The sequence below is a fragment of the Massilia alkalitolerans DSM 17462 genome (assembly GCF_000427785.1).
Lineage (GTDB): Bacteria > Pseudomonadota > Gammaproteobacteria > Burkholderiales > Burkholderiaceae_D > Telluria > Telluria alkalitolerans.
Genome location: NZ_ATYR01000005.1, coordinates 1 through 22,708 on the forward strand (window position 1 = coordinate 1; position 22,708 = coordinate 22,708).

The window sequence follows — 22,708 nt, forward strand, 5'->3', positions numbered from 1 at the left end:
CAGCTCCCCGACGTCGAGTATGACAATGAGGACGACGTCAGGAAGGTCAAACAAAGCGGCTGCATCAGTTTCTCAGGTTTGCAACCGTATATCGGAGAGGGCCTGGCTGGAGAGCCTGTTGCGGTCAAGCCCACTGACACCGATGGACTCTTCGACGTCATGTTCTGTACGCGAAAAGTCGCAGAAATCGACCTCAGGATTAAGGCGTAGAATGGTTCGACATGTGTCACCTATGTCTCTAGACATGTGTAACCCATGTCCCTGTGCCATACAGGGTCTCCCGCCCACGCGGTGATAGTTTGCAGCAAGATCATCGCGCCCGAAAACGAGGCCGATAACCATCACCGCGTGGGCGGACAAGCCGCCCACCCTACAAATTCCCCACCCCGCGCTGGATCAACACCATGTTAAATTATCGCCGTATCATGACTTTTTTACATGGCCTGGCGCCCATTGATACGAGCAAGCGCCAGCTCTTCGACTAGCGCCTGCCCATCAAGCGGCGCACCGCCCGGGCCCCTGCCCGGCCTGACGGAGGCACTATGCAACATGCGTCGCAAGCGGCTTTGTTTTCCCTGATCGGTGACACCCCCCTGATCGAAGTGACCCGGATCGACACCGGTCCCTGCCAGCTGTTCCTGAAACTCGAATCCCAGAATCCCGGCGGCTCCATCAAGGACCGCATCGGCCGCGCCATGATCGAGCAGGCCGAGCACGACGGGCTGCTGGAGCCGGGCGGCACCGTGGTCGAGGCCACCGCCGGCAATACCGGCCTGGGGCTGGCCCTGGTGGCGCGCATCAAGGGCTACCGCGTGGTGCTGGTCGTCCCCGACAAGATGGCGGCCGAGAAGATCCTGCACCTGAAGGCGCTCGGCGCCGAGATCCACCTGACCCGCTCCGACGTCGGCAAGGGCCACCCCGAGTACTACCAGGACTATGCGGCGCGCCTGGCCAGGGAGATCCCCGGCGCCTGGTTCGCCGACCAGTTCAACAACCCGGCCAACCCGCGCGCCCATGAAACCACCACCGGTCCCGAGATCTGGGACCAGGTCAACCACAAGCTCGATGCCATCGTGGTCGGGGTCGGCTCGTCCGGCACCCTCACCGGCCTGTCGCGCTATTTCAAGAAGACCCAGCCGAACCTGGAATTCGTGCTGGCCGACCCGCAGGGCTCGATCCTGGCCGACTACATCAACACCGGCGTGCTGCGCCTTGACGCCGGTTCCTGGGCGGTCGAGGGCATCGGCGAAGATTTCATCCCCGGCATCGCCGACCTGTCGCGCGTGAAGAAGGCCTACACCATCTCCGACGAGGAAAGCTTCGGCACCGCGCGCCTGCTGCTGCAGCAGGAAGGCATCCTGGCCGGCTCGTCCACCGGGACCCTGCTGGCCACCGCCCTGCGCTACTGCCGCGAGCAGACCCGTCCGAAACGCGTCGTTTCTTTTGTCTGCGACACCGGCACCCGCTACCTGAGCAAGGTGTACAGCGACGGGTGGATGGTCGACCAGGGCTTGAAGACGCGTCCCAGGACGGGCGACCTGCGCGACCTGATCGGCCGCCGCTACGACGAAGGCGAAGTGGTCACGGTATCGCCCTCCGACACCCTGCTCACCGCCTTCAACCGCATGCGCAACGCCGACCTGCAGCAGCTGCCCGTGATCGACGACAAGGGCCGGCTGGCCGGCCTGATCGACGAGTCCGACCTGCTGCTGCACGTCACCGCCGAACCCAAGCACTTCAGCGCGCCGGTGTCGAGCACCATGACTTCCTCGCTCCAGACCCTGCTGCCCACAGCCAGCATGGGCCACCTGCGCGAGATCCTCGACCGCGGGCTGACGGCCGTGATCCATGACGGCGAACGCTTCTACGGCCTGATCACGCGCTACGACCTGCTCAACCACCTTCGCAGGACCCTCTCATGAGCAATAACCCGACCGACCACAAAAAACACCTCGCCACCCGCGTGATCCACGGCGGCCAGGCGCCGGAGCCAGGCACCGGCGCCGTGATGCCGCCGATCTTCGCCACCTCGACCTTCCGCCAGGAGAGCCCGGGCGTGCACAAGGGCCTGGACTACGGCCGCTCGCACAACCCGACGCGCTGGGCGCTGGAGCGCTGCGTGGCCGACATCGAAAGCGGCAGCGCGGCCTTCGCCTTCGCCTCCGGCCTGGCCGCGATCGCGGCGGTGCTGGAGCTGCTGCCGGCGAACTCGCACATTGTGGCGGGCGACGACATGTATGGCGGCACCTTCCGCCTGTTCGAGCGCGTGCGCAGGAAGAGCGCCGGCCACAGCTTCGCCTACGCCGACCTGACCGATCCGGATGCGCTCGCCAAGGCGCTCACGCCTGAAACCCGGCTGGTGTGGGTGGAAACGCCGACCAACCCGATGCTCAAGCTGGCCGACCTGGCGGCCATCGCGGCCCTGTGCCGCGCGCGTGGCATCATCACTGTGTGCGACAACACCTTCGCCAGCCCGATTGTCCAGCGTCCGCTGGAACTCGGCTTCGACATCGTGGTGCACTCGACCACCAAGTACATGAACGGCCATTCCGACGTGATCGGCGGCGTGGCGGTGGTCGGCAAGGAGGAGCGCCATGCGGCCCTGGCCGAGGGGCTCGGCTTCATCCAGAACGCCGTCGGCGCGATCCAGGGTCCTTTCGACAGCTTCCTGGTGCTGCGCGGGATCAAGACACTTGCCCTGCGGGTGGAGCGCAGCAGCGCCAACGCGCTGGCGCTGGCCCAGTGGCTGGAACGCGAGCCGAAGGTACGCAAGGTGTTCTATCCGGGCCTGGAATCGCATCCGCAGCACGCGCTGGCGCGGCGCCAGATGAACGGCTTCGGAGGCATCGTGTCGATCGACCTGGCCACCGACCTGGCCGGCAGCAGGCGCTTCCTGGAAGCCTGCGAGGTGTTCACCCTGGCCGAGAGCCTGGGCGGCGTCGAGAGCCTGATCGAGCACCCTGCCCTGATGACCCATGCCAGCATCCCGGCCGAGCAGCGCGCCGGGCTGGGCATCGGCGACGGCTTGATCCGCCTGTCAGTCGGCATCGAGCATTTGGAAGACCAGCGCGACGACCTGCGCCGGGCGCTGGCCGCGATCTGAGGGCGCGGTTCGGACCCGCTACAGGCGGCACAGGCGCCCGCCGTCCACCAGCAGGGAGGCGCCCTGGATGAAGGCGGCGTCGCTCGAAGCCAGGAAGGCGATCGCCGCGGCGATGTCGGCGGGCTTGCCCACCTCGGCCGCATCGATGTGCTCGACCCCGGACTGGACCTCCGGGTTATTCCACAGCATCGGCGTGTCGACCGCGCCAGGGAGCACGGCATTGACCCGGATGCCCCTGGGCCCGCCTTCCAGCGCCGCCGAGCGCGTCAGCGACAGCAAGGCGGCCTTGGCGGCCGCGTAGGGCGCCACCTTGACTTCGGTCTCCAGGGCATGCACGCTCGCGACGTTGACGACCGCCCCGCCCTGCCCCATGTGCAGGAAGGCCTGCCTGATGAAGAAGAAGGCCCCGAGCAGGTCGACCTGCAGCACCTTCGTCCAGTCGGCCGCGTCGAGTTCCACGATGGGCTTGAAGACCATCAGGCCGGCGTTGTTGACCACCACGTCGAGCCGCCCGAAGCGCTGCAGGACCTTCCCGACGGCGGCGCCGACTTCCTGCTCCGCGCCGACGTCGCACACTACCTCCATGACCTCGCCGGCGCCGCACCCGCCCACCGCGGCGGCCGCCGCCGGCAGGGCGAGCGCATCGCGGTCGACCAGCGCCAGGCTGGCGCCTTCGGCAGCAAAGCGCTTGGCCGCCGCGAGGCCGATGCCGCCGGCGGCGCCGGTGACGAGAACGAGCTTGCCGTCGAAGCGCATACGCCCTCCTATTCCGTGTTCCTGGGTGCGCCGGTCGCCGCCTCGGCCGGCGCCGTGTGCGGCGCTGCGAAGTCGAATCCGGGGTAGTCGTTGTCCAGCGCCAGCGGCACCTGCAGGCACACGCTCTGGGTGGGCAGCACTTCGGTCCAGTCCCGGATCAGGTCGCGGTAGGCCAGCCCGACCGGGCGCAGCTGGCGGTCGAGGTCGGCGAGGCCGAGGGCGTTCACATGGCCGTTGTTCTCGCGCAGGCCGGTGTCCCAGTCGACCTGGTCGGTCAGGGAGTACCAGGTGAAGCCGACCAGGGGCACGCCGTTGTTACGTACCCGCAGCACGTTGGCCCACTCCTTGCGCAGCCACTTCACGGCCTCGTCCCCACACGCTCCCTGGCACAGATTGGTCTCGGTATGCATCACCGGCAGGCGGTAGCGGTTGTAGTACTGGTGCGTGATCACGGCGTAGCCGAAGATTTCCCCGGACGCCATGGTCGAGCCGCCCGCCGACACATGGTGCTCGTTGGTCTGGTAATAATCGTTCCCCATGATGCAGTGATGCTTGAGGTTGTTGTTCAGGAAGAAGTGGTACTCGTCGCGCGTCATGCCGTTGTCGAGCAGGTACTCGTACATGGTGGAGTCGACGCGACGGCCGTAGTTCAGGTCCAGCGACAGGAAGCGGCGCGCGTTCCTGGTCTCGGCCGGGCCGATCGCGGCGGGCGAGCGGGCGTGGAAGTACTCGGTCGATTCGCTCTGGACGAACAGCGCATCCGGGCGCACCTCGAGGATGGCGCGCATGGCCAGCAGGTTGGCCTTCACGATGTGCTTGAGCGCGGTGACGAAGGCCCGGTCGCTGCGCATCTGCTCGTTCCACCAGCCGTACAGGGCGGAAAACAGCGCGCAGATCGACATCTCGTTGACCGGCGTGTACAGCTGGACCCAGGGATAGCGCTGGGCAAAGGCGCGCGCATAGTCGGCGAAGATCGCGGCAAAGTCCGGGTTCTGGAAGTCGCCCAGAAAATCGGGCAGGCCGAAATGGCACAGGTCGACGATCGGCACCAGGCCGCGGCGCCGCAGGTCGGGAAACACCGCGTCGGCAAACGCCCAGTCATGGCGCCCCGGCCCGACCAGCGTCGTATGCAAGGGAGGGCCGTAGCGCAGGAAGCGGATGCCGATTTCCTGCACCAGGTCGAAGTCGCGCCGCCAATGGCGGTAGTGCCCGCATTTGTCCATCTCGTCCATGCGGACCCGGCCGCCGTCGATGGTCGGGATGCTGTTCTCGATGCCGGTGGCAAAGAGGAATCCGGGTTGGTTCGATACCATATGCGGTCCGTACGTGGGCCACGCGTGTCAATCGGATCGGTGCGCTGCGCGGCGCCTCTTCAAACTGTAGACCATGAAAGCGACAATGGCCAGGTTAACGGCCAGCAGGCCGGCGTTCAGCAGGCCGGGACGGTGCGCCAGTTCGTCCAGCTCGAACGGCAGGTAGATGGCGCCGCTGGCCGCCGCCAGGCCTTCCGCCCATGCACGGCCATGCCACAGGCCGTAGGCCTCGACCATGCGCAGGCCTGAATACGCGAGGGCCGCCGCCGCAAGCTGCAGCAGGCGCGCGTCGTCCAGCCGCCCTGCCAGCTCGACGAACACCGGGGGCGTGTGGGATGCGGGGTTCAGGTGCGCGTGCGCCACCAGCAGCTCGGCAAGGCGCTGGACGTCGCGGTGCAGCAGCGCGAACAGGCCGAAGCCGGTCAACAACACCACCATGCCCTTGGCCGCCTCGAGCGCGGCGACGGCGCGTAGACCCTGCGACAGGCGCATGCGTTCTCCCGTGGGGCGATCGCATGTATACTGCCGCTGCCTTCGCCCTGTCCCTTTTACGAAAGAATACCTTGAAACAGCTGATCTCCTACTGCATCCTTGGCTTGAGCATGACGCTGGCCGTCACCGGCTGCAAGCGCGCCGAAACCCCTCCCGCGGCGGCCGCCGACAGCGTGGCGCTGCAAAAGATCGACACCGTGGCCGGTACCGGCAAGGAAGCGACCGACGGTGCCACCGTGGTCGTCCACTACACCGGCTGGCTGTACGAGCCGAACACCGAATCGAAGCGCGGCGCCCAGTTCGACTCCTCGAGCGGACGCGAGCCGTTCAGCTTCCACCTCGGCGGCGGACAGGTCATTCCCGGCTGGGATGCGGGCGTGGCCGGCATGAAGGTCGGCGGCAAGCGCACCCTCATCATTCCGGCCAGCATGGGTTACGGCAGCTCGGGCGCCGGCCCGATCCCGCCGAATGCCAACCTGATCTTCGACGTCGAACTGCTCGACGTGCGCTGAGTCTTCATGGCGCCGGCAACTGCGCCGGCGCCCCTCTCCCATATCGCTGCGTCCTAGTGCAGGACCGCGCGTGCGTCAATACCACAGTTCAGCCTGAAGTGTCTTGCGCACAAAAAACAACGCGCGAAGAAACTGTATTTACATCAGACTTTTGAGAGAGAAAGCCGAATTTTATATGCACATCAACTAAAACAAAGATATAAAATTTTTAATAGTTGTGTTCAGTTTCGTTATTTCCAAAGCTATAGTTGTTGACAACCGGCTCTAGAGACGGGGAAAGAAAAGTTGTACCGATTGACGTATATTTTTCTGAGAGAAAACACAACATGCAAATTCGTGTATCCATGCTGCGTAGCGCTGTCGCCATCGCGGCGCTGGCGTTCGCCGGATCGGCGCTCGCTGCCGGACAGGAAGGCCAGACCGTTGCCAAGGACCAGCGCACCGGCAAGCTGCGCAATGCGACTGCCGCTGAGGTACAGAAACTGAACGAGCTGCGCAAAGCGGAGCGCGAAGCCCAGAAGGCCGCCCGCGCAGCCTCCGGCGCCCCGGTCGCCGGCGTCGCCAGCCTGCAGCAGAACGGCGTCCTTGCCGCCCACGTCGACGAGGAGTCGATGATGCACACGGTGGTGCGCCGCACCGCGGACGGCAAGCTCGAAGCCGAGTGCGCCCACGGCTCGCATGCAGCCCACTCTGCCCTGTCCACCCCAGTGTCCACGCACGCCAAGGAGCACCAGAATGAAGTCGAATAAGCGTCCAAGCCTCACTCTGGTAGCCGCGGCCCTGGCCCTGGCCTGCGGCAGCATGGGCACTGCACAGGCAGCTGCCAAGATCGTCATCAACAACCTGAACGCGCCCGGCATCGGCTTCAACGAGACGACCCCGGCGACGCCCATCGGCGGCAACACCGGCACCACCATCGGCCAGCAGCGCCTGATCGCGTTCACGCACGCGGCCAATATCTGGGGCAAGACCCTGACCAGTGACGTCCCGATCGTCATCAATGCGACCTTCGAGCCGCTGTCGTGCACCGCGACCAGCGCGGTGCTGGGCAGCGCCGGCGCCACCCAGGTGTTCGCCAACTTCAAGGGCGCGCCGAAGACCGACGTCTGGTATTCGTATGCCCTGGCCAACAAGCTGTACGGCAGCGAAATCTCGACCTCGCCGGGTGGCCAGATCACGGCGCGCTTCAATTCCAACCTCGGCAAGTCGGACTGCCTGGCAGGCAGCGCGTTCTACCTGGGCCTGGATGCCAACGAAGGCAACAACATCGACTTCGTCGCCACCCTGCTGCACGAAATGGGCCACGGCCTGGGCTTCCAGACCTTCACCAGCGGCGCGACCGGTGCCCCATTCGCCGGACGTGCGTCGGTCTGGGATACCTTCCTGCTCGATAACACCACCGGCAAGCTGTGGATCGACATGACCAACGCCGAGCGTGCGGCATCGGCGCTCAAGCCGGGCGGCCTGTCCTGGACCGGCGCCCGCGTCACCGCGGCCGCACCATCGGTCCTGACTCCGACCGCCCAGCTGCGCGTGATCGGCGTCGGCGCCAACTCGCCGTCCGGCGACCTGTACGCCGTCGGCGAAGCCGATTTCGGTCCGAAGATCGACAAGTCGCCGCTGACCGGCCAGATCGCCGCGGTGGCCCTGCAGCCTGACAGCCCGGGTTCGGCCTGCACGCCGTTCAATGCCGCCAACGCCGAAGCGGTGCGCCGCAAGATCGCCCTGGTCAGCCGCGGCACCTGCGGCTTCACGGTCAAGGTCAAGAACGCCCAGGACGCCGGCGCGATCGGCGTGATCGTGGCCGACAACGCACCGGGCGCAGTCACCGGCCTGGGCGGCGCCGATCCGTCGATCACCATCCCGGCCGTGCGCGTGTCGCAGGCCGACGGCGCGACGATCCTCGCCAGCCTGACCAAGCCGAACGGCAACGCGAACGGCACCGTGGGCAAGCTCGAACGTTCCAAGACCCAGCTCTCGGGCGCCGATGCACAGGGCCGCGTCACGATGTTCACGCCGAATCCGTTCCAGCAGGGCTCGTCGGTGTCGCACTACAACACCGCGACCACCCGCAACCAGCTGATGGAACCGTCGATCAATGCCGACCTGACCCACTCGGTGACGGCGCCGACCGACCTGACGATGGAACTGTTCAAGGACATCGGCTGGTAATCACGCCGCCGTTTCCAGCGAAAGCCGCCTGCTTGCAGGCGGCTTTTTTTCGTCCGCATGCGCGCCCTGGCGCAGCTTGAAGGTCGCCACCAGTTCCGACAGCTCGGCCGCCTGCCGGCGCATCGCCCCGGCCGCGCTGGCCGCCTGCTCCACCATGGCCGCGTTCTGCCGGGTCGACTCGTCCATCTCGGCGATCGCCTGGCTGGCCTGGGCCACGCCGCTGGCCTGCTCGCCGCTGGCGGTGGAGATAGTGTCGAGCAGGCCGGCCACGTCGTGCACGTGGGCCAGTACGGCGCGCATGGTCTCGCCCGCGGTGCCGGCGATGCCGGTGCCGGCGGCGATCTCCGCGCTCGAATCCTTGATGAGCTTCTTGATCTCCTTCGCCGCCGACGCCGAATGCTGGGCCAGGCTGCGCACCTCGGCCGCCACCACCGCGAAGCCGCGTCCCTCGGCACCGGCGCGCGCCGCTTCCACCGCCGCGTTCAGCGCCAGGATATTGGTCTGGAAGGCGATGCTGTCGATCATGCCGGTGATGTCGGTGATCCGGTCGGCCGAGGCCTTGATCGCGCCCATGCGCGCCACCACCTCGTCGACCGCCTGGGCGCTGCGGGTGGCGACGCTCGAGGCCGACTGCGCCAGCGCATTCGCCGAGCGGGCGCTGGCATTGTTGCGGTCGATGGCTTCGCGCAGTTCTTCCATCGCGCCGACGGTCTGGCGCAGGCTGGCTGCCTGGCGCTCGGTGCGGCGCGACAGGTCCTGGTTGCCGTCGGCGATCTCGCCCGATACCGAATCGATCGCCCGGGCGCCGGCCAGTACCTGGGACACGGTGGCCGCGACGCCACCGGTCATGCCGTTGAGGGCGTCGAACAGGCGGCCGATCTCGTCCGCACGCGCGTGGCGGATGACCGGACGCAGGTCGCCCTTCGCCACCTGCTCGGCCAGGCTGACGGCCTGCTGCAGCGGGCCGACGATGTTCCGGGTCAGCATCCAGGCGAGCAGCGCGCCGATACCGAGGGCGCCGAGGCCGAGCGCCAGCACCAAGGATTTTCCGAACAGCGAGGCCGAGGCCGATTCGCTGGCGAGGCGGTGCGCCGCGTCGGTTTCGTGGGCCAGCAAGGCTTCCAGCGCACCCGTGTAGGCCTGGTAGCCTTGCTCCCAGTCGCCGCCGACGAGCTGCTCGACGACGCCGGTCTGGCCGAGGTCCTTGGCCTGGAACAGCGCGGCCTGCACCTTGTCCAGCGCCGCCTTGTGGCCGCCGGCTTGCGCCATCAGGGCGGCTTCAGCCTGCGTGCGCGGCAGCTTGCCCAGTTTCGCTTCGAGATCGGCGGCGGCCTTCCTGCCCTGGGCCAGCTGGGCGCCGAAGTAGTCCGCCAGCTCCAGGCTGTCGCTGCGCGCGATGGCGACCGTGCGCGAGCCGTTCAGGCGTTCGACGCCGAGCAGGTCGGAGGCCAGCTGCTGCCTGGCCAGCTTGTCGTAGACCAGGTCGGTGGTGAGGGCATCGTTGGACTGCATGCGCCACAGCGCCACGGCCGAGATGATCAGGAGGAGGAAGGAGACGATGCCGAAGGCGCCGAGGATCTTGGTGCCGGTCTGGAGCTTCGCGAGGTGCATGGCAGGTATCGAGTTGATCGGATACCTGCAGTCTAAAAATGCAATGTGACAGGGCGATGAAAATCCGTGACATCCGCGCCTGCGAATGTCACGGGAGGGAGGCGCTTACTTGTTGGTTGGCGGCGCCTTGCCAGCAGCCTCGCCGGCTTCCCACTGGCGCTTGAGCGCCGGGATCGCGGCCGGCTTCCAGGGCATGACCGGCTGCTCCTTCATCTTCTTCTCGAGCAGTCCGATCGCCACTTCCAGCTGGCGGTCGCGGCCTTCGAAGGTTTCGTGCGGCAGGTTGTCGACCTCGACGTCGGGCGACACGCCCACGCCTTCGATCAGCCATTCGCCGTCCGCGGCGAACTGGCCGAACTCGGCCACGCGCGCCCTGCCGTTGTCGGCCAGGCTGTTGCCGTCGCTGAGCCAGACGCCGGCGCCGGCGGTTCGCTTGCCCACCAGCGGGCCCAGTTTCAGGGCCTTGACGCCGGCGGCGAAGGTCTCGCCGTCCGAGTAGGTCAGCTCGTCCATCAGCACCACCAGGTGGCCACGGAAGGTGTTCTGCATGTTCGACTGCGGCAGGGTGCCGTTCGAGGTCCAGAATGCCCACGAGCGGCGCAGCAGCTTCTCGATGATCCAGCTGTCGATGTTGCCGCCGTTGTTGCGGCGCACGTCGATGATCAGGCCTTCCTTGTTGATGTTGGCGTAGAAGTCGCGGGCAAACGCGTTGATGTCGCGCGCCACCATGGCGCGCAGGTGCAGGTAGCCGATCTTGCCCTTGGAGGCCTGGTCGACCTGCTGCGCCCTGCCCTGCTCCCAGTCGGCGTAGCGCAGGCTGGCGTGCTGCGCCATCGACACCGGCGTCACGATCATGGGACGCGGCTTGCCTGCCCCGCTCTTCACGTGCAGCAGCACCTGCTTGTCGGCCTGGTCGAGCAGCAGGTCGGCGATGTCCCTGCTTTCCGCCAGCGACTTGCCGTTCACGGCGGTGATGATGTCGCCTTCCTTGACGCCGACGTCCGGCGCCGCCAGCGGCCCGCGCTCGGACGGCAGCTCGGGTTCGCTGCGGTAGACGCGGTCGACGCGGAAGCCCTCGGGCGTGCGCGACAGCACGGCGCCCAGGCTCGAGGGAACGCCCTCGCCGGCGGCGCGGCGCACGTCGCCCGGGATGATCTGCGAGTGCAGCGCGCCGAGCTCGCCCACCATCATGCCCAGCACGTCATTGAGCTCGGCGCGGTCGGTCACGCGCTCGACCAGCGGCGCGTAGCGGTTGCGCACGGCCACCCAGTCGATGCCGCGCATGTTGGCGTCGTACAGGAAGTCGCGGTGCATGCGCCAGGCATCGCTGAACATCTGCTTCCACTCCAGGCGCGGGTTGGTGCTCACCGCCCAGTCGTCGATCTTGATGCGCGCCTTCGACACGTCGGCCGGGGCCTTGGCGCCGGCGGCGACGATCAGCATCTCGCCCGGTCCGGTGGCATGGAAGGTGCGGTAGAAGACATGCTTGCGGTCGGTGCTCAGGCCGAACTCGCGCACGTTGTTCACGAAGGTTTCCAGCTGCGGGCTGCTGCGCGAAATCTCGAGGGTCTTGAGCGCGCCGCTGCGGCCGTTGTCCGATTCGAGGACGTACAGGCGCTTCTCGTCGATGGCCAGGGCGCGGTAGTTGCCCGGCGCGACCGGCACTTCGTAGAGGCGCTCGCGCAGGCCGGCGTAGTCGATCGCCGGGGTCGGCGCTGCCTTGGCCTTGGGGTCAGCCGCATTCGCCGCCGCAGTGGCCGCCGCGGCCGCGGCGACGGCGGCGGTCTTGTCGGCTTCTTCCTTGCCGGGGGTCTGGACCGCGGCGCGCGCGGCGGCCTCGGGCGATGCCACTTCCGGCTTGGTCAGCTCGTCCTCGGGCTTGAAGGGGAAGCGCACGCCCGGCTGCAGTGCCAGCGCATAGATGCCGACGCGACGGTCGAACACCGGGCCCATGTTGCGGTCGCCCCAGGGGCCGGCGTTACCCACATTGAAGTGGCGCGCGGACAGGAAATACAGCCACTTCCCGTCCGGCGAGAACACCGGCGAGTTGGCCGTGTAGCGGTCGGTGGTGACAAAGGCCATGCTCTTGCTGGCCAGGTTATACATGCCGATCTGGTTGCGCTGCTCGCTGCTGCCGACCCGGACAAACGCCAGGTTGCGGCTGTCCGGCGACCACACCACCTGGTCCGGACGCTCGGCGCCGACCTGGTTGGCGTCGTCGATGATGACGTTGGTTCTGGCCTGCAGGTCGAGCAGCCAGGTGCGGCCCTTCTTGTCGGTGTGGGCCAGGTACCTGCCGTCTGGCGACGGATAGATGCCGGAACGGTGGCTGGCCCCGTCGATGGTCAGGCGCTCGCCCTTGCCGGAACCGTCGGCGGCATAGCGCCAGATCTCGTTCTCGCCGGTGGTATCCACGAATGCATAGACCCACTTGTCGTCGTGGCTGAACACGGCGCCGCGGGCGCGCGCCCCGTCCGGCACCGCGATCTCGACGCGGCGGTAGCTGCCGGTGCCGGCGATGGTCACCTTGCCGCGCGCCGTCAGCACGATGCGCTGGGCCTTGTTGGCGACGTCGATACTGGTCAGCGCGTCGAGCGGCGAGCGCACGCGGCGGGTGCGCTGCTGGTCGAAGTCCGAGACCAGGCTGGCCTCTACGCGCGTGTCGGTGCCGGCCGCGATGTCGAACACGCGCAGGTCGGCGCCCAACTGGTAGGCGATGCGGCCGTCGCCGAGCGAGGCGGTGCGCACGTCCCATTCGGTATGCCTGGTATGCGCCTTGCGGTCGCTGCCGTCGGGCAGCGCGGACCAGATGTTATCGGCGCCGCCGGTGTCGCTGATGAAGTAGATGCGGCCTTGATGCCACATGGCGCGGCGGTTGTTGGCGTTGTCGTCCTTGAACAGGCGCGTGGCCTCGCCCTTGGCGCCGGGTTCGTAGCGCCACAGCTGGGCATGGGCGCCGCCGCGGTAGGCCTTGACGTTATCGTTGGTCATCGACAGGCCCATGCGCGTGAAGAACACGGTGCGGCCGTCGTCGCTCAGCACGGCGTCGTTGGCGTCGGCCAGCGGCAGCACGCGGCGCGTCATCTTGATGGGGTCGAGGGCGGCGACGATACGGTGTTTCGACGGTCCCACCGAATTTTCGGTACTGACAAGGACTTCGCCCTGCGCGGTCCAGCCCAGCACGTTCACGCCGCCGTTTTCGAAGGTGATGCGCTTGGGCAGGCCGCCCTCGATCGGCATCACATAGGCTTCCTGGGCGCCTTCATACGAGGCGGCAAAAGCGACCAGCTTGCCGTCGTGCGAGATCGCAGCCTGGGTTTCGCTGGAAGGATGCGTGGTCAGGCGGGTGGCCTTGCCGCCCTGGAGCGTCGTGCGCCACAGGTCACCCTCGGCGGTGAAGACGATGCTGTCGCCGCGGATCGCGGGAAAACGGAAATAGGGATCGGCGGCGGCGGCCTGGCTGCCGATCAGGGCCAGCGACAGGGCGAGGATGGTGCGGGACAGTTGCATGTTCACAATGGCAAGGGTTACTCAAGCGGAAGAGTTTGCCACAGGTGAAGGGGGTGTACGACGTGCATACATGCAAAAAAAACCGCGCTTGACGCGCGGTTTTCATTGCAAGACGGGGGATTACTCGATCTCGACCGTCTCGGCCGGAGCCGGCGGCGGCAGTGCGTCGCCTTCCGGGAACTCGAGGACGACGTCGTCCTTCTCGTTCAGGTCCACCGTCACGCGGCCACCGTTGACCAGGCGGCCGAACAGCAGCTCGTCGGCCAGCGCCTTGCGGATCATGTCCTGGATCAGGCGCGACATCGGACGGGCGCCCATCAGCGGGTCGAAACCCTTCGTGCCGAGGAACTTGCGCAGCTTCTCGGTGAAGACGGCTTCCACCTTCTTCTCGTGCAGCTGCTCTTCCAGCTGCATCAGGAACTTGTCCACGACGCGCAGGATGATGTCTTCGTCGAGCGCGCGGAAGCTGATGATGGCGTCCAGGCGGTTGCGGAACTCCGGCGTGAACATGCGCTTGATGTCGGCCATCTCGTCGCCTGCCGCCTTCGAATCCACGAAGCCCACCGAGCGCTTGGTCAGGCTCTCGGCGCCCGCATTGGTGGTCATGATGATGATCACGTTGCGGAAGTCGGCCTTGCGTCCGTTGTTGTCGGTCAGCGTGCCGTGGTCCATCACCTGCAGCAGGATGTTGAAGATGTCCGGATGGGCCTTCTCGATCTCGTCCAGCAGCAGCACGGTGTGCGGCTTCTTGGTGATGGCCTCGGTCAGCAGGCCGCCCTGGTCGAAGCCGACGTAGCCCGGCGGCGCGCCGATCAGGCGCGACACCGCGTGGCGCTCCATGTACTCGGACATGTCGAAGCGCACCAGGTCGATGCCCAGGATGAAGGCCAGCTGCTTGGCGACCTCGGTCTTGCCGACGCCGGTCGGACCCGAGAACAGGAAGGAGCCGATCGGTTTGTCGGTCTTGCCCAGGCCGGCACGCGCCATCTTGATCGCGGCCGACAGGGCTTCGATCGCCGGGTCCTGGCCGAACACCACGTTGCGCAGGTCGCGGTCAATGGTCTGCAGCTTGCTGCGGTCGTCCTGGTTGACGGTCTGCGGAGGGATCCGCGCGATCTTCGCGATGATGTCCTCGATCTCGGTCTTGCCGATGGTCTTCTTCTGCTTCGACTTCGGCAGGATGCGCTGTGCCGCGCCCGCTTCGTCGATCACGTCGATGGCCTTGTCCGGCAGGTGCCGGTCATTGATGAAGCGCGCCGCCAGCTCGGCCGCGGTCGAGAGCGCCGAGGCCGAGTACTTCACGCCGTGGTGCTCTTCGAAGCGCGACTTCAGGCCGCGCAGGATCGCCACGGTCTGCTCGACCGACGGTTCGTTGACGTCGACCTTCTGGAAGCGGCGGGAAAGTGCGTGATCTTTCTCGAACACGCCGCGGAATTCCGTGAACGTGGTCGCGCCGATGCACTTGAGCTGGCCGTTGGCCAGGGCCGGCTTGAGCAGGTTCGATGCATCGAGCGTGCCGCCCGACGCCGAACCGGCGCCGATGATCGTGTGGATCTCGTCGATGAACAGGATGCCGTTCGGGGTGTCCTTGAGCTGCTTGAGCACGGCCTTGAGGCGCTGCTCGAAGTCGCCGCGGTATTTGGTGCCGGCCAGCAGCGCGCCCATATCGAGCGAGAACACGACCGCGTTCTGCAGGATTTCGGGGACGTCTTCCTGGACGATGCGCCATGCCAGGCCTTCCGCGATGGCGGTCTTGCCGACACCGGCCTCGCCCACCAGCAGCGGATTGTTCTTGCGGCGGCGGCACAGGATCTGGATCACGCGGTCGACTTCTTCCTCGCGGCCGATCAGCGGATCGATCTTGCCATCGGCGGCCGACTTGTTCAGGTTCTGGGTGAACTGGTCGAGCGGGCTTTCCTTGGCCTGGCCTTCGACCTGCGCTTCTTCCACGCCTTCCGACGCCTTGCTGGTGTCGAGCTGCTGGTCCTTGCGCACGCCGTGCGAGATGAAGTTGACCACGTCGAGACGGGTCACGCCCTGCTGGTGCAGGTAGTAGACGGCGTGCGAGTCCTTCTCGCCGAAGATCGCCACCAGCACATTGGCGCCAGTGACTTCCTTCTTGCCGTTCGAGGCCGACTGGACGTGCATGATCGCGCGCTGGATCACGCGCTGGAATCCGAGCGTCGGCTGGGTGTCGACCTCGCCCGTGCCCGGCACGGTCGGGGTGTTATCACCGATAAAATTAGTCAGGGTCTTGCGCAGGTCTTCGATATTGACCGCGCACGCACGCAGGACTTCGGCGGCTGATGGGTTGTCGAGCAGGGCCAGCAGCAGGTGTTCCACGGTAATGAACTCGTGGCGGGCCTGACGGGCTTCGACAAAGGCCATGTGTAGGGATACTTCAAGTTCCTGCGCAATCATACTTCCTCCATCACGCACTGCAGGGGGTGCCCTGCCTTACGCGCATGCGTTAAGACAAACTCCACTTTGGTACACGCTATATCTTTGGAAAACACCCCACAGACGCCCTTGCCGTGCCGATGCACGGAAAGCATGATCTGGGTCGCCGTTTCGCGATCCTTGTTGAAATACTCCTGGATGATCGCAACCACGAATTCCATCGGCGTGTAGTCGTCGTTCAGCAACGCCACCTGATATAAGGGTGGCGGTTTTACAGTTTGCCGCTCCAGCAGCTGTTCGGTGTCATGCTTCGTAGCCATGGGCGTATTCTAATGCTTTCAATGTCTGTGCCAAGCGTAAACATCAGCTCGTTCTCATGTGCTTCCATGTTACTGGTTTTCCGATGAATGCGCAGATGGCGATCCAATTGACGAAATCAAGAGTCGTGTTACCTCTGCCGTGAAAAATTTGGCAACAGCCCCCCAAAACCGCTTGACTTCAGTGATTATTCCACCAACAATGCAGTCATTGACATTGTACTTATGTACTTGTTGATAAGAAGTGAGCAGGCTGAGGAGGGGGCAAGAAGCTTCTTGCTTTTATGGCTCGTGTGATTAGTTAAAATTTGAAAGTTCTTTTATGGCAACTGGTACTGTTAAGTGGTTCAATGATTCCAAAGGCTTTGGCTTCATCACTCCTGATGACGGCGGCGAGGATCTGTTCGCACACTTCTCCGCGATCAATATGAACGGTTTTAAGACCCTCAAAGAAGGTCAAAAAGTCCAATTCGAAGTCACGCAAGGCCCGAAAGGCAAGCAAGCTTCCAACATCCAGGGCATGTAATCATTCCCCTCCCGGAAGCGAAGAACCCCGCCACGGCGGGGTTTTTTTTCGCCCGTGGCGTTCCCCCCTTGCCTGCCTGCCCTGCATTTCATGCACCCTGGGTACGAGCATAAGCCAGTTCCGCCGAGAAGTCGCGGGTGTCTTTCAACAGTGCGGCGATGCGCTCGTCGCTGACGGAGTCGCCGCGTTCGAGCCGCGCGTCCTCATGCCAGTCGGCCAGCACGGCATCGAAGCGCTCCGCCAGCGCGGCGCCGCGGTCGGCCAGCTCCACCGGGAGCCTGCTTCCATCCTGCAGCGCGCGCAGTTCCTCGGGCGAGACAATGCGGTGGAAGCCATAGATGAAGCGGCCGATCCGTTCGAAATGTGCCTGGGACGCCATTGCTCCTCCTATTGAAAAGGGAAGACCCGGCCGCTGCCGGGATCGAAGCTTTCATCTTAGCCGAACCGGGTTGAGTCGCGGTACGCGCGCGCCCATTGATCAGCACTCCCTGAAACGGAGCCCGCAAGACGCGAGTGCGTCGGCCATGCACGTTGTGCATCTATCCAAAATGGCGGGACTGCCTTAAATTTTCCGTGTTGCCATCAGGAGAACGACATGCATATCCAGCCACTACATCTGAAACAAACGCGGGAACGCCTTGGCCTGACTATCGCAGAAGCAGCGCAGTCGATCCACGTCGATCGCCGTACCTGGGCTGCCTATGAAGCGCCGCGGGACCGGAAGTCGACGCGCGGAATCAGCGCCGGGGCACTTGCCCTGTTTTGCATCAAGCACCGCTTGCCGTTCCCGCCCGTTCGCCTGGACGGCACCCCGACTTCCGGCGATACACACATCATCAGCATTGTCAGCGCGACCGGCGGATGCGGGAAGACCTATATTTCCCTCGAGCTTGGCCGCCTGTTGGCGCAAGACGGGTATCGCAGCGCGGTCGTCACAGACGCCGACTATCTCAGCCAGGACAACTTCCAGTTCGATAACCCGCGTGTGCTGCGGCGATCGCACGTCATACTGAATCCTTCCGAACTGACGGATCTGCGGCATCGCCTCCAAGCCATGGGCGCGCTGGCGGAAGACGGGACGCTGCGTCCCGAACGGGCGTTTGATTGCTATTTCGAGGCCAAGGAGTGGCAAGCCAAAAACAAGCCGGATGCAACGCTTGCCGAGTTAAGGACCAGCACGGACTTCGTCTTCCTGGATCTCGGCCGCGATATCGAAACCGCGCTGCTGCTGAGCGACCTGGTCACCTTCGTCTTCGACCTCGAACGCTGGGACGCCCCGAACTCGATACGGAATGTGTTTTCGCGCCGCCTCGCCAAGCATGCCGAACCAGGCGCGAGCCCCAAGTTGTTCACTTTGTTCACGAACAAGAAGCCAGGGATGGCAGACGGAGTCGGGCGGCTATGCTGCCGCGCATGCATTCGGATTGCCGCTGATGCATACGACACTCAGCACTGCATATGCCGTAGAACGCAAGAAAATCGAAAAGCGGTTCTGGCGTGATGCACGGCTTGAAGAACCGCGCGGGAAATCCGAGCTCATTGCCGATACCGCACCCAGTTCGGTCGCGGCCCTGGAATACCGTTCCCTGGCGACGGAGATCATTCACATCCTCAACGCTCAGGGGGCATGCGCACGGTAGCGGCGCCGCACGCAATGTGCCGACATCGTCCCACGAAGGACGATGTCGGGGGCGATACCTGCTTACATCTGTTCGATCATGACCTCGCCGAAGCCCGAGCACGACACTTGCGTAGCGCCTTCCATCAGCCGCGCGAAGTCATACGTGACCTTTTTCGAGGTGATCGCGCGTTCCATCGCGCTGATGATGAGATCGGCCGCTTCCGTCCACCCCATATGGCGGAGCATCATCTCTGCCGAAAGGATGAGCGAACCCGGATTCACGTAGTCCTTGCCGGCGTACTTCGGCGCGGTGCCGTGGGTGGCCTCGAACATCGCCACCGAGTCCGACATGTTGGCGCCCGGCGCGATGCCGATGCCGCCCACCTGGGCCGCCAGCGCGTCGGAGACATAGTCGCCGTTCAGATTCAGGGTGGCGATCACGCTGTATTCGGCCGGACGCAGCAGGATCTGCTGCAGGAAGGCGTCGGCGATCGAATCCTTGATGGTGATCTCGCGGCCGCTCTTCGGGTTCTTGAACTTGCACCATGGACCGCCGTCGATCAGCTCGGCGCCGAATTCGCGCTGCGCCAGCGCATAGCCCCAGTCGCGGAAGCCCCCTTCGGTGTACTTCATGATGTTGCCCTTGTGGACCAGGGTCACCGAGGGCTTGTCGTTGTCGATGGCGTACTGGATCGCCTTGCGCACCAGGCGTTCGGTGCCTTCGCGCGAGACCGGCTTGATGCCCAGGCCCGAGGTTTCGGGGAAGCGGATCTTCTTGACGCCCATCTCTTCGGTCAGGAACTTGATGACCTTCTTGACGCCTTCGGAGCCTTCGGCCCATTCGATGCCCGCGTAGATGTCTTCCGAGTTCTCGCGGAAGATCACCATGTCGGTCTTCTCCGGCTGCTTCAACGGCGAGGGCACGCCGGCAAAATAGCGCACCGGGCGCAGGCAGACGTAGAGGTCGAGTTCCTGGCGCAGCGCGACGTTGAGCGAACGGATGCCGCCGCCTACCGGGGTGGTCAGCGGGCCCTTGATCGAGACCACGTAGTCCTTCACCACGTCCAGGGTTTCGGTGGGCAGCCACACGTCGGGACCGTAGACCTGGGTCGACTTTTCGCCGGCGTAGATTTCCATCCAGCTGATCTTGCGCGCGCCGCCATAGGCCTTGGCCACGGCCGCGTCGACAACCTTGAGCATGACCGGGGTGATGTCGACGCCGGTGCCGTCACCCTCGATGTATGGAATGACCGGATTGTCCGGCACGGTTAGCGAGAAGTCGGCGTTGACGGTGATTTTCTGGCCGTCGGCCGGGACCTTGATATGTTGGTACATCATGCTCTCCCATGTGGTCGCGTGGCAGGCCGCGTCGCGGCGTCGGGCCCGGCCCGCATTTCATCTACAATGTGGAATACGGCTGCAAGTCTTGTATAAGACACCTTCCCAGCATCTTGCATTATGCACCAGTATTTTCCGAGGCGCTACGCAGCACCTTTTATGTACCGATTCGCACCCCATGCCTCTGATCCTCTTCAATAAACCCTTCCAGGTCCTGTGCCAGTTCTCCAGCCAGGACGGCCGCGAAACCCTGGCCAACTACCTGGACATCCCGAACATCTACCCTGCCGGCCGGCTGGACGCCGACAGCGAAGGCCTGATGCTGCTGACCGACGACGGCAAGCTGCAGCACAAGATCGCCCATCCGGACCACAAGGAAGCCAAGACCTACCTGGTGCAGGTGGACGGGGTGGCGGACAGCGCCGCCTTGGCGCGGCTGCAGGCGCCGCTGGACCTGGGCGACTTCGTCACCAAGCCGTGCAAGGCGGTGCGCATCGCGGAGCCGGCCTGGCTGTGGCCGCGCAATCCGCCGATCCGTGCGCGCCAGGACAAGCCGACCAGCTGGATCGCGATCACGCTGGAAGAAGGGAAAAACCGGCAGGTGCGCAGGATGACGGCGGCGGTGGGATTGCCGACCTTGCGGCTGGTGCGCTCGAGCATCGGGCCGTTTTCGCTGGCGACGCATCCCTTGATGCCGGGGGAGTTCATCGAAGTCCGGTATTCGTAATCCAAAAAAAACGCCGACCCGCAGGTCGGCGTTTTCATTTACGCAGGAGCGTATTAAACCGCGAACGACTCCAGCGCGGCGTTGAAGGTCGCGCTCGGACGCATCACGGCTTTCACCTTGGCGTCGTCGGCCTTGTAGTAGCCGCCGATGTCGGCCGGCTTGCCCTGCACTTCCAGCAGTTCCTGGACGATCCTGGCTTCGTTATCAAGCAGCTGCTTGGCCAGCGGCGCGAACTTGGCTGCCAGTTCGGCGTCCTCGGTCTGCGCGGCCAGCTCCTGGGCCCAGTACATCGACAGGTAGAACTGGCTGCCGCGGTTGTCGAGTTCACCGGTCTTCGGCGACGGCGACTTGCGGTTGTCCAGCAGCTTGCCGGTAGCGGCGTCGAGGGTCTTGGCCAGCACCTTCGCCTTGTTGTTGCCGGTCTTGAGTCCCAGGTCTTCCAGCGACACGGCCAGGGCCAGGAACTCGCCCAGCGAATCCCAGCGCAGGTGATTCTCTTCGGTCAGCTGCTGCACGTGCTTCGGCGCCGAGCCGCCCGCGCCGGTTTCGTACATGCCGCCGCCGGCCATCAGCGGGACGATCGACAGCATCTTGGCCGAGGTGCCCAGCTCCAGGATCGGGAACAGGTCGGTCAGGTAGTCGCGCAGGATGTTGCCGGTCACCGAGATGGTGTCCAGGCCGCGCGAGACGCGCTCCAGGGTGTAGCGCATCGCACGGACCTGCGACATGATCTGGATGTCCAGGCCGGTGGTGTCGTGATCCTTCAGGTAGGTCTTGACCTTCTTGATCAGTTCATTCTCGTGCGGACGGTACGGGTCCAGCCAGAACACGGCCGGCATGCCCGAGTTGCGCGCGCGGGTGACCGCCAGCTTGACCCAGTCGCGGACCGGGGCGTCCTTGGTCTGGCACATGCGCCAGATGTCGCCGGTTTCCACGTTCTGGCTCATCAGGACTTCGCCGGTAGCCAGGTCGGTGATGTTGGCCACGCCGTCTTCCGGGATCTCGAAGGTCTTGTCGTGCGAGCCGTATTCCTCGGCCTGCTGCGCCATCAGGCCCACGTTCGGGACGGTGCCCATGGTCTTCGGATCGAAGGCGCCGTGCCATTTGCAGAAGTTGATGATCTCCTGGTAGATGCGGGCGAAGGTCGATTCCGGGATGACGGCCTTGACTTCCTTCAGGGAGCCGGTGGCGTCGTACATCTTGCCGCCGGCGCGGATCATGGCCGGCATCGACGCATCGACGATCACGTCGTTCGGCGAGTGGAAGTTGGTGATGCCCTTGGTCGAGTCGACCATGGCCAGCGCCGGACGGTTTTCCTGGCAGGCGTGCAGGTCGCGCTCGACCTCTTCGCGCTGCGAGGCCGGCAGCGCGGCGATCTTGTTGTACAGGTCGGCCATGCCGTTGTTGACGTTGATGCCGAGGCTGTCGAACAGGGCGCCGTGCTTCTCGAAGGCTTCCTTGTAGAACATGCGCACGCAGTGGCCGAACACGATCGGGTGCGAGACCTTCATCATGGTCGCCTTGACGTGCAGCGAGAACAGCACGCCGGTTTCCTTGGCGTCATTGATCTGCTGTTCGTAGAAGGCCAGCAGGGCCTTGCGGCTCATGAACATCGAATCGATGATCTCGCCGGCCTGCAGCGCGACCTTCGGCTTGAGCACGATGGTCTGGCCCGACTTGGTGACCAGTTCCATCTTGACGTCGCGGGCGCCGTCCAGGGTCATCGACTTTTCGCCGTGGTAGAAGTCGCCGTGGGTCATGTGCGACACGTGGGTGCGCGATGCCTGCGACCATGGCGCCATCGAGTGCGGGTTCTTGCGGGCGTATTCCTTGACGGCCTTCGGCGCGCGGCGGTCGGAGTTACCTTCGCGCAGGACCGGGTTCACCGACGAGCCGATGCACTTGCCGTACTTGGCCTTGATGGCCTTCTCTTCATCGGTCTTCGGGTCGGCCGGGTAATCCGGGAGCTTGTAGCCCTTGGCCTGCAGTTCCTTGATGGCGGCAGTCAGCTGGCCCACCGAGGCCGAGATGTTCGGCAGCTTGATAATGTTCGCGTCCGGCTCGAGCGTCTTCTTGCCCAGTTCGGTCAGCACGTCCGGGACGCGCTGTTCCGGAGTCAGGTTCTCCGGGAACTGCGCCAGGATACGGGCGGCAACCGAGATGTCGGCCTGCTCGACCTTGATGCCGGCCGGCTTGGTGAAGGTGCTGACGACTGGCAGGAAGGCGTGGGTCGCCAACAGCGGGGCCTCGTCGGTCAGGGTGTAGATGATGGTCGGATCACTGCTCATACGCTTTTTCCTCGATGATCAT

General features: G+C 65.0%; 18 protein-coding genes and 1 pseudogene. 9 read left to right on the forward strand and 10 right to left on the reverse strand.

Annotation, left to right across the window (positions count from 1 at the left end; translation table 11 throughout):
* The 3 genes and pseudogenes from YWC_RS33505 to YWC_RS0106930 form a co-directional block, all read left to right on the forward strand.
* Positions 1 to 210: pseudogene (locus YWC_RS33505) on the forward strand (IS481 family transposase); the annotation flags it as partial.
* Between the two features lie 332 nt (positions 211 to 542).
* A complete protein-coding gene (locus YWC_RS0106925) occupies positions 543 to 1,922 on the forward strand; it encodes a pyridoxal-phosphate dependent enzyme (RefSeq protein WP_027864713.1) in 1,380 nt (459 codons plus the stop codon).
* Positions 1,919 to 3,103, forward strand: a complete 1,185-nt coding sequence (locus YWC_RS0106930; RefSeq protein WP_027864714.1) for a trans-sulfuration enzyme family protein — start codon at positions 1,919 to 1,921, stop codon at positions 3,101 to 3,103. Before YWC_RS0106925 ends, YWC_RS0106930 begins: the two co-directional genes overlap by 4 nt.
* An 18-nt stretch (positions 3,104 to 3,121) precedes the next feature.
* On the opposite strand, the gene YWC_RS0106935 is transcribed toward YWC_RS0106930, so the two are convergent.
* Genes YWC_RS0106935 through YWC_RS0106945 form a run of 3 tightly spaced genes read right to left on the reverse strand, consistent with a single transcriptional unit; the run spans position 3,122 to position 5,664 of the window.
* Positions 3,122 to 3,859, reverse strand: a complete 738-nt coding sequence (locus YWC_RS0106935; RefSeq protein WP_027864715.1) for an SDR family NAD(P)-dependent oxidoreductase — start codon at positions 3,857 to 3,859, stop codon at positions 3,122 to 3,124.
* A gap of 8 nt (positions 3,860 to 3,867) precedes the next feature.
* Positions 3,868 to 5,172 (reverse strand): family 1 glycosylhydrolase, encoded by a 1,305-nt coding sequence (locus tag YWC_RS28600; RefSeq protein ID WP_051306296.1) that lies wholly within the window; start codon positions 5,170 to 5,172, stop codon positions 3,868 to 3,870.
* A 27-nt stretch (positions 5,173 to 5,199) separates the two neighbouring features.
* Entirely contained in the window at positions 5,200 to 5,664 is a 465-nt protein-coding gene (locus YWC_RS0106945; RefSeq protein ID WP_027864716.1) for a DUF2127 domain-containing protein, read from the reverse strand.
* 71 nt (positions 5,665 to 5,735) lie between these two features.
* Here YWC_RS0106945 and YWC_RS0106950 point away from each other — a divergent pair, with 71 nt between their 5' ends.
* The 3 genes from YWC_RS0106950 to YWC_RS0106960 all read left to right on the forward strand — a co-directional run bounded on the left by YWC_RS0106950 (position 5,736) and on the right by YWC_RS0106960 (position 8,348).
* Complete coding sequence (locus YWC_RS0106950) at positions 5,736 to 6,176, forward strand: FKBP-type peptidyl-prolyl cis-trans isomerase (protein WP_027864717.1); 441 nt, start codon at positions 5,736 to 5,738, stop codon at positions 6,174 to 6,176.
* 326 nt (positions 6,177 to 6,502) lie between these two features.
* Entirely contained in the window at positions 6,503 to 6,925 is a 423-nt protein-coding gene (locus YWC_RS0106955) for a post-PEP-CTERM-1 domain-containing protein (protein WP_156923546.1), read from the forward strand.
* Entirely contained in the window at positions 6,912 to 8,348 is a 1,437-nt protein-coding gene (locus YWC_RS0106960) for a PA domain-containing protein (protein ID WP_027864719.1), read from the forward strand. Before YWC_RS0106955 ends, YWC_RS0106960 begins: the two co-directional genes overlap by 14 nt.
* Here the strand turns inward: YWC_RS0106960 and YWC_RS0106965 are convergent, their stop codons facing one another.
* The 4 genes from YWC_RS0106965 to clpS all read right to left on the reverse strand — a co-directional run bounded on the left by YWC_RS0106965 (position 8,349) and on the right by clpS (position 16,189).
* Entirely contained in the window at positions 8,349 to 9,959 is a 1,611-nt protein-coding gene (locus tag YWC_RS0106965) for a methyl-accepting chemotaxis protein (RefSeq protein ID WP_027864720.1), read from the reverse strand.
* A 105-nt stretch (positions 9,960 to 10,064) separates the two neighbouring features.
* Positions 10,065 to 13,469, reverse strand: coding sequence for a S41 family peptidase (locus YWC_RS28605; protein WP_051306297.1), 3,405 nt, complete (start codon positions 13,467 to 13,469; stop codon positions 10,065 to 10,067).
* A gap of 120 nt (positions 13,470 to 13,589) precedes the next feature.
* Positions 13,590 to 15,890 carry an ATP-dependent Clp protease ATP-binding subunit ClpA gene (gene clpA / locus YWC_RS0106975; protein WP_027864721.1) on the reverse strand — a complete coding sequence of 767 codons (2,301 nt, stop codon included), beginning with the start codon at positions 15,888 to 15,890 and terminating at the stop codon, positions 13,590 to 13,592.
* Positions 15,887 to 16,189 (reverse strand): ATP-dependent Clp protease adapter ClpS, encoded by a 303-nt coding sequence (gene clpS / locus YWC_RS0106980; RefSeq protein WP_027864722.1) that lies wholly within the window; start codon positions 16,187 to 16,189, stop codon positions 15,887 to 15,889. The genes clpA and clpS overlap by 4 nt, the downstream gene beginning before the upstream one ends.
* Positions 16,190 to 16,508: 319 nt before the next feature.
* Between clpS and cspE the strand changes: the two genes are divergently transcribed.
* Positions 16,509 to 16,712 (forward strand): transcription antiterminator/RNA stability regulator CspE, encoded by a 204-nt coding sequence (cspE, locus tag YWC_RS0106985; protein ID WP_020653506.1) that lies wholly within the window; start codon positions 16,509 to 16,511, stop codon positions 16,710 to 16,712.
* Between the two features lie 88 nt (positions 16,713 to 16,800).
* Here cspE and YWC_RS0106990 read toward each other — a convergent pair whose 3' ends face one another.
* A complete protein-coding gene (locus tag YWC_RS0106990) occupies positions 16,801 to 17,091 on the reverse strand; it encodes a hypothetical protein (RefSeq protein WP_027864723.1) in 291 nt (96 codons plus the stop codon).
* Between the two features lie 216 nt (positions 17,092 to 17,307).
* Here YWC_RS0106990 and YWC_RS0106995 point away from each other — a divergent pair, with 216 nt between their 5' ends.
* The gene (locus YWC_RS0106995; RefSeq protein ID WP_027864724.1) at positions 17,308 to 18,213 is read left to right on the forward strand and encodes a nucleotide-binding protein; all 906 of its coding nucleotides are present in this window, start codon (positions 17,308 to 17,310) and stop codon (positions 18,211 to 18,213) included.
* A 201-nt stretch (positions 18,214 to 18,414) separates the two neighbouring features.
* Here YWC_RS0106995 and icd read toward each other — a convergent pair whose 3' ends face one another.
* The gene (gene icd, locus YWC_RS0107000; RefSeq protein WP_027864725.1) at positions 18,415 to 19,668 is read right to left on the reverse strand and encodes an NADP-dependent isocitrate dehydrogenase; all 1,254 of its coding nucleotides are present in this window, start codon (positions 19,666 to 19,668) and stop codon (positions 18,415 to 18,417) included.
* A 181-nt stretch (positions 19,669 to 19,849) separates the two neighbouring features.
* Here icd and YWC_RS0107005 point away from each other — a divergent pair, with 181 nt between their 5' ends.
* Complete coding sequence (locus tag YWC_RS0107005) at positions 19,850 to 20,398, forward strand: pseudouridine synthase (protein ID WP_027864726.1); 549 nt, start codon at positions 19,850 to 19,852, stop codon at positions 20,396 to 20,398.
* A 53-nt stretch (positions 20,399 to 20,451) separates the two neighbouring features.
* On the opposite strand, the gene YWC_RS0107010 is transcribed toward YWC_RS0107005, so the two are convergent.
* A complete protein-coding gene (locus YWC_RS0107010) occupies positions 20,452 to 22,686 on the reverse strand; it encodes an NADP-dependent isocitrate dehydrogenase (protein WP_027864727.1) in 2,235 nt (744 codons plus the stop codon).
* Between the last annotated feature and the right edge of the window lie 22 nt (positions 22,687 to 22,708).